This is a genomic window from Candidatus Njordibacter sp. Uisw_056 (assembly GCF_047730085.1).
GTDB lineage: Bacteria > Pseudomonadota > Gammaproteobacteria > Pseudomonadales > Balneatricaceae > Njordibacter.
Genome location: NZ_CP159830.1, coordinates 2,348,581 through 2,361,907 on the forward strand (window position 1 = coordinate 2,348,581; position 13,327 = coordinate 2,361,907).

General features: G+C 45.6%; 13 protein-coding genes and 1 pseudogene. 6 read left to right on the plus strand and 8 right to left on the minus strand.

From position 1 onward, the window contains the following. Positions 1-139 precede the first annotated feature (139 nt). Positions 140-2,290 carry a glycosyltransferase gene (locus ABXT60_RS11245; protein WP_443630237.1) on the plus strand — a complete coding sequence of 717 codons (2,151 nt, stop codon included), beginning with the start codon at positions 140-142 and terminating at the stop codon, positions 2,288-2,290. Continuing rightward, positions 2,287-3,543: a nucleotide disphospho-sugar-binding domain-containing protein gene (locus ABXT60_RS11250; RefSeq protein ID WP_443630238.1), complete on the plus strand. Its 1,257-nt coding sequence runs from the start codon at positions 2,287-2,289 to the stop codon at positions 3,541-3,543. Before ABXT60_RS11245 ends, ABXT60_RS11250 begins: the two co-directional genes overlap by 4 nt. 33 nt (positions 3,544-3,576) lie before the next feature. Here ABXT60_RS11250 and ABXT60_RS11255 read toward each other — a convergent pair whose 3' ends face one another. Together ABXT60_RS11255 and ABXT60_RS11260 are read right to left on the minus strand one after the other, a co-directional pair. Next, positions 3,577-4,902, minus strand: a complete 1,326-nt coding sequence (locus ABXT60_RS11255; protein WP_443630239.1) for an NAD(P)/FAD-dependent oxidoreductase — start codon at positions 4,900-4,902, stop codon at positions 3,577-3,579. Beyond that, positions 4,899-5,204 (minus strand): hypothetical protein, encoded by a 306-nt coding sequence (locus tag ABXT60_RS11260; protein ID WP_046482036.1) that lies wholly within the window; start codon positions 5,202-5,204, stop codon positions 4,899-4,901. The genes ABXT60_RS11255 and ABXT60_RS11260 overlap by 4 nt, the downstream gene beginning before the upstream one ends. Positions 5,205-5,296: 92 nt before the next feature. Between ABXT60_RS11260 and tsaA the strand changes: the two genes are divergently transcribed. The 3 genes from tsaA to ABXT60_RS11275 are packed head-to-tail and all read left to right on the plus strand — an operon-like array spanning position 5,297 to position 7,812. Then, a complete protein-coding gene (gene tsaA, locus ABXT60_RS11265; RefSeq protein WP_443630240.1) occupies positions 5,297-5,998 on the plus strand; it encodes a tRNA (N6-threonylcarbamoyladenosine(37)-N6)-methyltransferase TrmO in 702 nt (233 codons plus the stop codon). A gap of 52 nt (positions 5,999-6,050) precedes the next feature. Continuing rightward, the gene (bioA, locus tag ABXT60_RS11270) at positions 6,051-7,367 is read left to right on the plus strand and encodes an adenosylmethionine--8-amino-7-oxononanoate transaminase (protein WP_443630241.1); all 1,317 of its coding nucleotides are present in this window, start codon (positions 6,051-6,053) and stop codon (positions 7,365-7,367) included. Then, positions 7,342-7,812 (plus strand): acyl-CoA thioesterase, encoded by a 471-nt coding sequence (locus ABXT60_RS11275; RefSeq protein ID WP_443630242.1) that lies wholly within the window; start codon positions 7,342-7,344, stop codon positions 7,810-7,812. Before bioA ends, ABXT60_RS11275 begins: the two co-directional genes overlap by 26 nt. Positions 7,813-7,863: 51 nt before the next feature. On the opposite strand, the gene ABXT60_RS11280 is transcribed toward ABXT60_RS11275, so the two are convergent. The 6 genes from ABXT60_RS11280 to rpsF all read right to left on the minus strand — a co-directional run bounded on the left by ABXT60_RS11280 (position 7,864) and on the right by rpsF (position 12,067). Then, on the minus strand, positions 7,864-8,457 hold the full coding sequence (locus ABXT60_RS11280; protein WP_443630243.1) for a hypothetical protein: 594 nt from the start codon (positions 8,455-8,457) through the stop codon (positions 7,864-7,866). 34 nt (positions 8,458-8,491) lie between these two features. Next, on the minus strand, positions 8,492-9,886 hold the full coding sequence (gene dnaB, locus ABXT60_RS11285; protein WP_443630244.1) for a replicative DNA helicase: 1,395 nt from the start codon (positions 9,884-9,886) through the stop codon (positions 8,492-8,494). A gap of 161 nt (positions 9,887-10,047) precedes the next feature. Beyond that, positions 10,048-10,494: a 50S ribosomal protein L9 gene (gene rplI / locus ABXT60_RS11290; RefSeq protein WP_046482045.1), complete on the minus strand. Its 447-nt coding sequence runs from the start codon at positions 10,492-10,494 to the stop codon at positions 10,048-10,050. 47 nt (positions 10,495-10,541) lie between these two features. Next, positions 10,542-11,384 carry a hypothetical protein gene (locus ABXT60_RS11295; protein WP_443630245.1) on the minus strand — a complete coding sequence of 281 codons (843 nt, stop codon included), beginning with the start codon at positions 11,382-11,384 and terminating at the stop codon, positions 10,542-10,544. 13 nt (positions 11,385-11,397) lie between these two features. After that, entirely contained in the window at positions 11,398-11,625 is a 228-nt protein-coding gene (gene rpsR / locus ABXT60_RS11300; RefSeq protein ID WP_046482048.1) for a 30S ribosomal protein S18, read from the minus strand. Positions 11,626-11,644: 19 nt separating this feature from the next. After that, on the minus strand, positions 11,645-12,067 hold the full coding sequence (gene rpsF, locus ABXT60_RS11305; RefSeq protein ID WP_443630246.1) for a 30S ribosomal protein S6: 423 nt from the start codon (positions 12,065-12,067) through the stop codon (positions 11,645-11,647). A gap of 1,018 nt (positions 12,068-13,085) precedes the next feature. On the opposite strand from rpsF, the pseudogene ABXT60_RS11310 reads away from it, so the two are divergent. After that, positions 13,086-13,298, plus strand: a pseudogene (locus tag ABXT60_RS11310) (iron chelate uptake ABC transporter family permease subunit); the annotation flags it as partial. Positions 13,299-13,327: the final 29 nt, after the last annotated feature.

The following is a 13,327-nucleotide window of genomic DNA, read 5'->3' on the forward strand; positions in this document are numbered from 1 at the left end:
TACATACTTTTACACAACTATACAAAAAATCAATGCTATACAAAAATTATCGGTGTACAAGTATTTAGCTGTACAGTATCATTTTTTGTATAACTATTCTTGGCAGTGCTCACACCATTGCCCATGCGGTAAAAAGACTATGCAGCAACAAAATATTGACTATCAGGCCTTAAAGATAGTGCAGCCAACTCAGGCTAGCATGGGGACTATTTTAATTGAAGAGCTTAACCAAGCGACTGAATTAGTTAATTTTGAAGGGATGCTAAGCCACTCTTCTCACCTTGCAAGATTCGCTAAAAATAACCCAAATAGCCATCTTCTACTCCAAGATTTTAAAGCCATGGCTGAAGCTGGACCTCTGGCCAATCTGGTAGCAATTGAATCAGCAGCTCAATTGCATCATCAAGATGCAACCAAGCTCCTGATTAATTGCCTGACGCATGATTACGCTAGTGTCCGCCGCCAAGCCACCTGGAGGCTAGCTAATAGGCACCCAGTAGCATCTGCACTAACGCCATTATTACACCAACTCAGTTTTGGTGGCATTGATACGATGCACGCCCACCACACCTTGGAAAAATGGTCAGATTCGCACCCAGAGCTGATTGCCCAGTGTGTCATTAATGCGTTGTTATCTCAGGAGGATCCGCTAATACGGGCGAGGCTGGTTGACCTGTTAGGAGTTTTAAGTGGGGGATCTATTATTGCTTCCCTTTGCACGATAGCAGCAGATAATACAGAATCTGTGCCTGTGCGCCTAGCAGCTATTAGCGCGCTGGGTTGCCGTGCCGGCACTTTTAATGGGTTGTTAAACCAGTTGGCAAAGCAAGATAATGAGATTGGAGCTTATGCCACTTTGGCAGTTCATGATCAACAAGTGCAGCAGCATACGCCAAGTACCCACCCTAATGGAGGCCTACGTGTTTGCCAGTTGGTGCTTGCCCAAGTGGATAAGAGGTTAAGCAATGGCGGCTGCGGTGACACGGGAGGGGTAGCTAGCCTGCTCGTATCCCTTGGTGATGCCCTAGCGCGCCAACCTGCTGTTAGCCAAGTGCTCACTATAGGGCTTGGCAGTATTGAGGACGCTATTAAAAACCTTAGCCTTTCTGACGCCACTTCGCAGCCGTTTCGTATTATTACAGCTGGAAGCTCACTGCGCCCGATGAATAGCGCTAATGCCTGGGAACACCTGCCCCAACTTAAACGCAGCATTAAGCGCTGCTTAGGACATTTTGGCGGTGTTGATCTGATTCACTTACGCATGCTAGATGCTGGCACCTTCGCAGCATCTGACGTTGCCAATGAGTTAGGTATTCCCGTGTGCTTCAGCTTTGCACCAGACCCACAAAATACAGTTCAGGCACTGCAGGCTGGGCAGCAATTATCCCAACAGGCATTTCTAGATGCTGATGCTCAAAGCAACCTTTGGTTCCGAGCTCGTATGCTAGAGAAAATGGGTCGCACATCGAGCCATGTTGCCCTATTTCCACAACCAAAATGTGCTCTATTACTACAAGATATTCGCAAAGATTTAAGTCCCCAGACGCAAAAATCAGTGACCATTGCAGAAGGCATTGATATCAAGCTAATCAGTGAAGCAAGGTTAAATTATTTACCCATAGAGCAGATTACTGGCCATAGCGTGATTTCTGAGCTCGCAAAGAAAATTTGTGCGACTAGGCGGCATTTACCCTTATTACTCAGCGTTGGGCGCTTCCATCCCATTAAAGGCATGGCCCGCATTGTCGCTGCATGGGCTGCAGATCCATCTCTACACAATACCTGCAACTTAGTGTTGGTTGGAGGTAATTTAAGCAACCCGTCATTGATAGAAACGTCTGTGATACAGGCTATCGATGCGGCAGTACCTATTAATGATCCGCTGCGTGCTGGCTTAATTATGCTCGGTGGTCGCCCAAGAGCTGATACTGCGCAATTAATGGTGGCCGCTATGATGGGACAACCTGGTTATTGGGCTAATGGCGGCATTTATGTCGACGGCGCTCCTAAAGAGGAGTTTGGCCTAGCGTTGATAGAGGCTCTGGCCACAGGACTAGTTGTTGTGGCTCCAAGCACTGGCGGTCCCTCCACCTTTGTAGACCATGGTGACACAGGCATTCTTGTGGACCCAGATCATGATCTGGGTCATTCTATTAAACAAGGGTTTGGGCTTGTGAGCCTTGAAGGTAGGATCCTCAGAGCCCGCTCAATGGTTGAACAGCACTACGCCATAGACACCATGGCGGACAAACTCACCTCACTTTACTTAACAGTTAAAGACCAAACATGACACTTTTAGTAATAAGTCCTGATTTTATTTCTCATTACAGCCCTTTGGCAGTTGTCGCTAGGGCAGCAAAAAAAGCTGGCCGACGCGTGGTGGTTGCCACCGGAATTAATATGGCACCCCACGTAAAGGCTGAAGGTTTTGAATGGCAAATGCTGCAGCTAAGCCAAAGCGCTAATAGTGGCATAGCAGCGCAAAATCCAGCCATACTGCGTTTTTTAAATGCTACACGAGAAGGCCCTATAGCTACCATTCGCTGCCAAGCGCTAGATAGGGAGAAAGACTTACTTTGGCAACCTGTTGAAGTGGCAAAGAATATTGCCAAGCTATGTAAGCAACTAGATCCTGATGACATCTTGGTTGATCACATTTCTTTTGGCTCTACCCTTGGGGTATATGCCACCGGTCGATCCTTTACGACCCTAATTCCAGGCCACCCAAGTCAGCTACCTGTGAGCAATGAGCGCTATGGCATCCCTGCCGTTTGGCCAAAATGCATGCAGCCAAAAGCTGCCGACCTAGCGCGCCAAGAAGACGTTACAGACCGAGTGACTGTTAAATTTACTGAACGCTGGAACACAGCTTTGCAAGAAATTTCACCCACTATGGCACCCGTTAAAGACGCTTTTCGAATACACGGTAATCAAGTACTTTACAATAGCCCAAAACATTACCATGACATAGACCGCTTAAAGCATTTACCGCCAAAACATGAATTTGTAGGGCCACTGATACGCGAAGAAGTGCTGACACAAGCCTACCAAAAATGGCTTAACACCGATGATGGCAGGCCTAAAGTGTATGTTGCGTTAGGAACATTTTTGTCATATCGAGATGATGTTTTAGGCCTTCTAGCACTCGCCCTTAAACAGGCTGATGTGCGCGTAGCTATGGCCATTGGTGCCAATACATTATCTGCATTTGAGCCGATACCCAAAGGATGGCTCATTGAACCTACATTACCCCAAGTGGGTCTGTTACGTGGCTGTGACCTGATTATTCATCACGGTGGTAATAATAGCGTGCAGGAGGCTCTGGGTATGGGCGTGCACCAAATTATATTACCTTTTTCTACTGATCAATTTGCTAATGGTGCAGATTTAGAGCGCTCTAAGTTGGCCACAGTAGTGTCGCCCAACGACATGTGCATCTCCAGCTTATCTAAGCTGATTAAAACTATCCTAGATTCACCCAAACCCCAAAAAGTGATGCCGGTAAGCTCAAGGTGGTTAGCCAACGCTTTGCCTGGTCGGTAGCCGATTAGCTGGCTAAGTTAAGCGCTATCTAGATCAATTTTCTTTACGAGCAATAATGCCATCACGTATCAAGCGCAACCTCACTCCCAAGCTTAATAGCGGCTGAGGTGGCAGTGTATTTGGCTTGGGCCTTGCCTGTATCATGGCGATCGCATCGGTCGTTTGGCCACTAGCAAGGTATGCCATTTGTTCACCAAACAACGTAGCCAAGCCAATGCCACCGCCATTGTAACAGCCAGCAATTAGTACCTTTGACTCGAGTTGATCGAACACTTGACCGTTATTCCCACTAATACACGTAATGCCAGACCAACAGCTATCAAAAATATCATCACTTAATTGGGGAAACCTGCGCTTGAGGCCTCGTAAATGAATGAGCTTGCGTTGCTCTAGATGACGCGTAGACATATTCATCGAAGGCCATACTTCAGCAGTATTACGCACCATAATGCGCCGATCTTCAGTTAAGCGAACAGTCGCCCCCATCGCCTGAGCAGACAGTAAACCCCATGCTTTGGGGCTGCCTATAGACGCATACTCAGCATCATTGAGCGAACGGGTCATACTGGCAGTTAAGGTGAGCGGGAATGCGCGTTTACGCTTCAGCCCAGCGCTGGCCATAAAACCATTAACTGCCATCAACAACTGGGGAGCTTTAACTTGACCCATTGGTGTTGATACTAAAAAATCCATTCCCTGTTTACGCCACGTTAGCACTGGGCTGTTTTCATAAAGAGCCACATTGTCTGGCAACAGCTCTATATAGGCACGAGCAAGTTTAGCAGGCTGCAGCATAACGCCACCAGCTGTCCAAAGGGCTTGAGTGTAGTAGCTAGTCCCTAAGCGATGATTTAGCTCAGTACCTGAGATGACGCGATGAGTTAGCTCAAGCTCCTTTAATAACTCACTAAAACGCTGCAACTTTGATTCGTGCGCAGGCACTGCTGTAGCATGAAATTTACCAGAGGCATCCCAATCACAATCAATTTTATGGTCGATAACTAACTGGCCAACACAATCTACACCCGCTTTGTTAAGGGCATACTTTTCGCGGTATTGCTGCAAACCGGTATCCGACATATGACCGTCATTAAGGGTTGAATCAACCAGATAGCCAGAGTTTCGAGCACTTGCTCCTTCCCCAGCTCGCTGAGCATCAATAATGATGACTTTAGCATTAGGGTTAAGTTGGGCAAATTTTCTAGCTGCCGACAAACCTGTATAACCAGCGCCCACAATAACAAAATCTGCTGTGTGCTCACCCTGGAGGGTGGCATTAGGTTGGCGTGAGGGCAGCGCTTGCGTCCAGCCACAGGTTTGATCATTTATAGGCAGTGGTGAGAATACTTTACTACTCATTCGTTACCAGACTCAAGTTGACGCATATACTCTGCTGGGTCGATAGCGATACCTAACGAACGTTTTTCAATGTAGAAGCCTTTTTTCGATTCACGGAAGCGGAAACAAACATAGGCACCCACCTCGAATTCAAGGGCTTTAGTTGCAGAGAAATAGTCATACTCTTGCTCTGCAATAACTAAGGTGTGGATGTAGTATTCAGGCATCCCTAGCCATTCAACATGGGGTCCATCGGTGGCGACAGATTGAAGGTGGCCACGGCCTTGCATGGCTTTAGCTTTAACGTAGGGCTTGCGAGCCATATATTTTCCTAAACGAGACGATTAAACTAACGCTATTGTAACTAGCTTAATCCTTGGCGTCAGCCAAAATACTGCGAATAAATCATCTAATCATGTCGACACCCAAAAACTCACAGCCGTTTGAAGTGACACCTATCGGTATAATCTATTCCTGCTTTAAGGAAAAATTTGCGACGCCTCGCCAACCTGGCCTCGTGCCAGCTGCTTTAGCACAAATTAAACTTCACTCACCTTACAATCAGGCTGATACCGTTGCCGGGCTCGAGACGTTCTCTCATATTTGGCTAACTTTTATGTTTCATCAAACAGCGCAACAAGGCTGGAAGCCAAAAGTACGTCCTCCAAGACTAGGCGGTAACAAAAAGCTCGGTGTATTTGCCACCCGATCTACCTTTAGGCCCAACCCCTTAGGTTTGTCATTAGTAAAGCTGGAATCCATTGACATCAGCAATGGTGTTACCCTCCATGTGAGTGGTGCAGACTTAATAGACCAGACCCCAATTCTAGATATCAAACCTTACCTGCCTTGGGTAGAATCGGTACCCAGTGCCAAAAGTGGTTTTGCCAGTGATGACCAAATTCTGCAACTCCCCATTTATTATAGTCATCAAGCGCAGCGTGTTTTATCAAGCAGACCCGACCTTATAGAACTGATTGAGCAAGTATTACTACATGACCCTAGGCCCGCATATCAACAGAATCCTGACCGTATTTATGGCTGCCATATTGCCGATATTAACCTACGCTGGCAAGTAGGTTTAGATCACATAGATGTCGTTGAAATCAGCCAATAACATGGCTTAGCTATGCTAATATATAATCAACAGAAAACAACATTTAATACTTATGACTCCTGAACAACTGATCGCCTTAGACCAACAGTATGTCTGGCATCCCTATGCCTCCATGGACAACCCTCCTCCAGCTTACCCGGTGATTGGCGCTCAAGGTGTGAGGCTCACTTTAGCTGATGGACAAGAGTTAATTGACGGCATGGCTTCTTGGTGGTGTGCAGTGCATGGCTATAATCATCCTTATCTCAACCAAGCAATGAAATTACAAATTGATGACATGTCCCATGTGATGTTTGGTGGCATTACTCACCAACCTGCAGTATCCCTAGCTAAGCGCCTTGTAGACCTAACACCACCAGGGTTAGATAAGGTTTTTTTTGCAGATTCTGGTTCAGTAGCGGTAGAAGTCGCTATAAAAATGGCGTTGCAATACTGGCATTCTAAGGCACAGGCTAACAAAAATCGTATGCTGACCATACGTAATGGATACCATGGTGATACCTTCGGTGCTATGGCTGTGTGTGACCCAATAAACGGCATGCACTCACTCTTTGCCAGCGTATTGCCCCAGCATTATTTTGTTAACGCACCGCCAATGGGTTTTGATCGTGCATTACAAGATGGCGATTTAACAGAACTTGAAGACAAAATGCGCGACCACCAAAACGAAATTGCTGCTTTAATCTTAGAGCCTATCGTTCAGGGAGCTGGTGGCATGCGCTTTTATAGCCCCCAATGGCTAAAAGGTGCAGCAGATCTGTGTAAGCAATACAATATTTTATTAATCGCCGATGAAATTGCCACGGGGTTTGGTCGCAGCGGTGCTCTATTTGCCTGCGACCATGCTCAAGTTCAACCCGATATAATGTGCCTGGGCAAAGCCATTACTGGCGGTACTATGAGCTTTGCTGCCACCTTAACAACCGAAGAAATTGCCACCAGCATCTCACGGGGTGAAGCCAGCTGCTTTATGCATGGACCCACATTTATGGCTAACCCTTTAGCCTGCGCTGTGGCTAACGCAAGTTTGGATTTACTGGAGCACAGTGATTGGAAGGGCCAGGTCAGAGGTTTAAATGAGGGCCTCAATCGCCTGCTACAACCCGCAAAGTTGCTAGTTTATGTCGAAGACGTGCGGGTCTTAGGAGCCATTGGAGTAATACAGGTTACCCAAGCGGTAGATCTTGGTATTATTCAAAAAATGTTTGTAGCGGAAGGTATATGGGTGCGGCCATTTGGTAAGTTGGTTTACGTGATGCCTCCTTACGTAATGAGCCCAGAGGACCTAACGCTCCTTTGCAATGGCATGTTGCGGGTATTGGCACGTTACTTTGGCGAAGCGCATGGCCAAGACTGTGCCACAGAATAAAATTCAACTTAGCTTTGACGTTTTGTTCAGCTGCACTTTAAACGTAAGAGTAGCCGATTTGAATTATGGCAATCACCTAGGCAATGATCGCATTCTTAGCTATTTTCATGAAGGTAGAGTGCTATGGTTGAGTCATCATAATCTCAGCGAGCAGAATGTGGGTGGTTGTGGCCTCATAATGACAGGCGCTAATATTCAGTATCTTCAACAAGCACGCTTGCATCAAGTGATTACCTTAACATTAGGTGCACGGGAATTAGGCAAAGCTAGATTCACCTTAGTTTATAAACTCACAGATGACAAAACGGGCCTCACTATTGCCGTTGGGGAAACTTACATGGGGTTTTTCGACTATCAGCATCAAAAGCCTGTGCGGGCCCCTGCAAGTTTTATTGCTTTACTTCATGCCACCCCACACCAGGTTGTGCCAGCTTTGCCAAACTAAAAGAGCAGTGCTGTAACCTTTGCGTGTTAGTTTAGTTGCTCAAAAAGTTGGTTAATCAAAGTAGGCGTAGCAGTAGGTAATTGGCTTAAGGCCTGTTTCATTAGCAGTGCACTGCTGACATTTTTTGGCATTGGATACTCGAACAAACTTATCACACGTAGCACACTTGGCCTTATCCACTCCTTGCCATTTTAACCCAGGAAATTCCTGCCAATGCTTGCCTAAACTGAGAATCTCATGGCCTTTGAGCAAGTCTCCCGTATGGTATCGACCAACAATAATTTTAATACGCTGGTCTATGGCTCTCATACGCCGATGCACTTCCACCTGATTCTGATCAGGCGCCATGTGCCGCGCTAAAATACTCATGGTATCAGCCATACCTTGTTGTTGCTGAGCATAGTGTTTAAGGGCACGTTCAAGCTGTGTATGGCGCCCTAGGGGTATGCTATAGGCGAGCAGGTCTGGGTCCCAATGCCCACCCGCTAAGTGCAAGGACTCCATTAAGTCGATATTGTGATCACCATACAACCGTAAATCATTCGCCGTAGTGATTAATTCGTAGCCAATAGGTAAGTGATTAAGCAAAGAGGCACTAATGCCTGTATCTACTTTTTTTTCTTGATCATCAAACCAGTCACTCATCGTCTTACCTACACAGCCTATGCCTAGACTTCGATTACTCTATGTCGTCATAGCCATCATAGCTATGTACGAGGTCTTCAAAACGGGTGTATTTACCAATAAAAGCTAAACGAGAAGTGCCAATCGGGCCGTTACGCTGCTTGCCAATAATGATTTCAGCTTTACCTTTATCTTCACTGTCTTCGTTATAAACTTCGTCACGGTAAATAAACATGATCAGGTCAGCGTCTTGCTCAATAGCGCCAGATTCACGTAGATCTGAGTTTACTGGGCGTTTATTAGGACGGTTTTCCAAGCTACGATTAAGCTGTGACAGCGCTATAACTGGACACTTAAGCTCCTTGGCTAGCGCTTTTAGGGAGCGTGATATTTCAGAAATCTCTGCCGTACGGCCTTCAGTATGACCTTTAATTTGCATCAGTTGGAGATAATCAATCATGATCATGCCCACACTGCCATGTTCACGGGCAATTCGTCTGGCCCTAGTGCGCATTTCGGTTGGGCTTAAGCCAGCACTGTCATCAATGTAGAGCGGCTTGTCTTTAAGTAAGTTTACTGCGCCTGTCAGCTTAGGCCAATCATCTTGTTCCAATTTACCTGTTCGCATCCGGGTGGCATCAATACGGCCAAGGGACGACAACATTCTCATCATCAGCTGCTCAGCAGGCATCTCCATACTAAATACGAGTATGGGCGCATCGCCAATCACTGCAGCATTTTCGACAATATTCATAGCAAAAGTGGTCTTACCCATTGACGGACGACCTGCAACGATAATTAAGTCAGATTTTTGCATGCCCGCAGTACGATTATCTAGGTCTGTAAAACCTGTGCTTATGCCAGTAATTGCGCTATCTGAACGGAACAGTTGATCAATGCGTTCTACTGCACCTTTAAGGATAGGGTTAACATATTGTGGCCCACCTTCTTTTGGGCGCGCCTCTGCAATTTCAAACACTTTACGCTCTGCTTCGTCTAATACATCATCAGAGGACCGGCCTTCTGTATGAAAAGCAGACTCGGCGATATCATTAGCTACACCAATGAGTTGGCGCAATATAGCTCTTTCACGAACAATATTAGCGTAAGCAGTGATGTTTGACGCACTAGGTGTATTTTTTGCTAGGTCACCTAAATAACTCAAACCTCCCGCATTGGATAGCTCATCTATGCGGCTCAATTCTTCAGAGAGGGTGATCACGTCTATGGGCCGAGAATCACCCACCAACTTAGTCATTACGCGGAAAATAAGCCGGTGATCTTGTCGGTAAAAATCTACTTCTGCCACAGCTTCAGACACTCGGTCCCATGCCATTTCATCCAACATCAAACCGCCTAGTACAGACTGCTCGGCCTCTAACGACTGAGGCGGCACTTTAAGCGCATCAAGTTGAGGGTCAGACTTTAATAAATGTGAAGCTGGTAGCATGGAAATTTCTATTTAATAAGATGAGTACTGGCCCATGATAACCTTTACCACAGGCACAAAAAAGCCCCTTTACCGGGGCTTTTTTAACATTGCTTCGCTACAGTGCTTTGCCAGCGTTATTGATGAGGCCAAAGGCCTATAGCAATAACCAGATCGCAGCCTTACTCAGCAACAAGTGCTACAGTTATTTCTATAGTGACGTCACTGTGAAGTTGGATAGCAACCGCTGTCTCGCCTAGTGCACGCAAAGTGCCTTCAGGTAGACGTATTTCAGTCTTGTCAACGGTGTGACCAGCTTCTAGTAAGGCAGCAGCAATTTCGTTAGTTCCGATAGAACCAAACAACTTACCTTCCTCGCCAGCGTTAGCCGCAATAGAGATAGTTAGCTCGCCGATCGCATCTGCACGTGCTTGAGCAGCAGCTAGCTTTTCAGCGGCAGCAGCTTCAAGTTCTGAGCGACGCGCTTCAAAGGCTTCAACGTTAGCTTTGTTAGCAGGTACGGCTTTGCCTTTTGGGATTAGGAAGTTACGTCCGTATCCAGCTTTAACTGAAACAGTGTCGCCCAGTGCGCCTAACTTACCAACTTTTTCAAGAAGAATTACATTCATGTTTAATTCCTTAGTTTGCTCAACATGTATACACGAAGAGTCTAATTCTATTTTTTTACCCTAACAGGCAAACGTTGCCGCAACTTGAACACACTGTCCAAGGTGGCAAGTATTGCCAGAAGCGTAAAGACCACTGCGCTTGACAATAACAACCCTATATAGATTGCAGTCAGCCAAACACGGCCTAATTTCAATTGCTCAACCAGCCCATGCACTAGCGCTAATCCTGCAAATAATAATGGTATTGATAACACAAACAACCACTGCGTCATGTCGGTAATACTACTCAAGCCAAAGACGGCTAAAGCTAAAGTGCCCGTAAGCCATAATGGCAAACACAACTGGTGAAATTCGGTTTGAAACCCACCTGGGTTATACAATGCCGCCTGCCACCAACGTGCCAAAACTACACAGGCTAATAATATAGCCATATGTACAGCACCTAACACACCCTCCATGAGGGTTTGCAGTAATACTTTATCAACATTTTCTGGCAATTCCTGTTGTGCTTCCAGCTGGATCCCAGCTTCGGCAAACGCCACCATTACATCTTGCAAGTAGCTGGCCAAAATAGGCATCGATGCAGTTGCAGCCAATAGGCTGGCAACCAATACATAAGCCCAGTTAGCACTGTAGCGTAAAACGCTGGCCAAACCTGCCACACCTATTAAGGTTAAAGCAGGTGTGGGATCACCATTACTCCACCAAGCAATGGCAGGTAATAGGCTCCACATAAAAACACTGGCACCGGCTTGGTAGCCTTTTCTTAAGATTACCAAAGCCACAAGTGCCGCACTTATCCAAAACAACACTGGAATAATGGCAAACAATACAGCAACCATAGTTGCTTGTTTGTTACCAGTCATGGCGTATTGAGCTAGTCTGCGCATGTATTAATACGTCTTACTGATGAGCGTCAGTGTATGGCAACAATGCAACGTAACGAGCGCGCTTAATAGCAGTAGAAAGCTGGCGCTGGTAGCGTGCTTTAGTACCAGTAATACGGCTAGGTACAATCTTACCAGTTTCAGATACGTAGCCTTTTAAAACTTCAATATCTTTATAGTCAATTTGAGTCACACCTTCGGCGGTGAAACGACAGTACTTACGACGACGGAAAAAACGTGCCATGGTCAATATCTCCAGTTAATTATTCAGCTGCGGCTTCGGCGGCTGGTGCTTCTTCAGCTTGAGCTTCTACTTCAGGAGCTTCGGCACGAGGGGCGCGTTCTTGACGACGACGGTCTTCACGGCTTTCAGCAGCTTTAACAGGAGAGTCGCCAGTTTCAGCAGCTTTCATACGCACAACCATGCTACGGATAACCGCATCGTTATAACGGAAGTTACTGTCAAGCTCGTTTAATGCAACATTTGAACATTCAACATTCATTAGTACATAGTGAGCTTTGTGGATTTTGCTAATTGGGTATGCCAAGTGACGACGGCCCCAATCTTCAAGACGATGAATTGCACCACCATCGGCTTCTATAGTCGCGGTGTAGCGCTCAATCATAGAGGGTACTTGTTCGCTTTGGTCTGGATGGACCAAAAAGATAATTTCATAATGACGCATTGCTGCTCCTTATGGGTTAGATAGCCTTAAGTGTTTAGCCATTCGTTATTGAACGACAACCTTAAAGCAAGGAGAAAAAATCACACCTAAAAATGTGATTGCGTATTATACGTAAACTTGTAGCAAGGTACAAGCTAGAGACATTGTAGAAGGCAGATTAGGTTGTTCTATTTAACTTAGCATTAATACAGTGCGCACCCGTGCCATTAAAATGAAAAACATTCATCATTAGTCAGGTCTTTTTCGAGACTAGAGCCTTAGCCACTACTATATTACTTTGGCTTTTAAAGCGCTCGCCTTACTAACAGCAGACCACCAAAATTTTTAGATGTTATACAATAAACCTATCCCAAAAATCCCACCTCAAATACTGCTTCGATAAAAATGGTCATCTTCCACGCTTTGCTAAACAACCATCTCGTTGCCGCTTAACATCATAAAGAGATCTTTAGCAGCTGGCTGCAGTTGCAAATTACTTCGCATCAGTAACGAGCTCCGCTCGAATTGCCACCATGAACGACAGCGCTTAGTTATACTTCAAACCGTGGCTTACATGCTCGCATTATTTCTGAACAATAGTACTACCGCTAACTCATTTCTGCCCCAAATCAATTTAGAGATGCGACTCTCTAAGAACGTGTTCATATCAGTTTTTTGTACATTTCTTCATGTGAGAAATGGGAGCCGTTTCTCATATCAGATAGTTTTTAGGAATTAATCGAAAATGTTGCCAGCATTACTTAGCCATTACATTTACGAAGTAAAGTCAGAAGATACATTTATATCAGGAGGGGTTAGTTCAGTCTGCCACTTTAGGCGGTGCAAGTCATATAGGATCGGCCTGAAAGGAATCCTGTCTTTTCTACCTAGTTTTGTAATTGACAACACATATACAAAAGTATAATGTTATAACATAACACTTAGTAGGATGTATGACTCCCCCAATGAAAAAGTTAAATGAACCCGTATTGTCGGTGCAAAGTCTATGCGCTGATGGCCCCGCAAAGGTGTTGTTGGTTTTATTGGACTGATGGTGCCGCACCTTGTGCGTCCGTTTTTTGGTGTAATCCATAAGCGAGCGCTCCCTTTAATAGCACTTGGGGGAGCGGTAATTCTGCTGTTTGTTGACCTAGTAAGCCGAACCATTTTGGCGCCACAAGAATTGCTCGTGGGAATTGTTACTGCAGCACTCGGTGGCCTGGTTGTTTTGTACCATGTACGGCGTAAATAACCTTAAATAACAAGCGTTAAATTTAAACG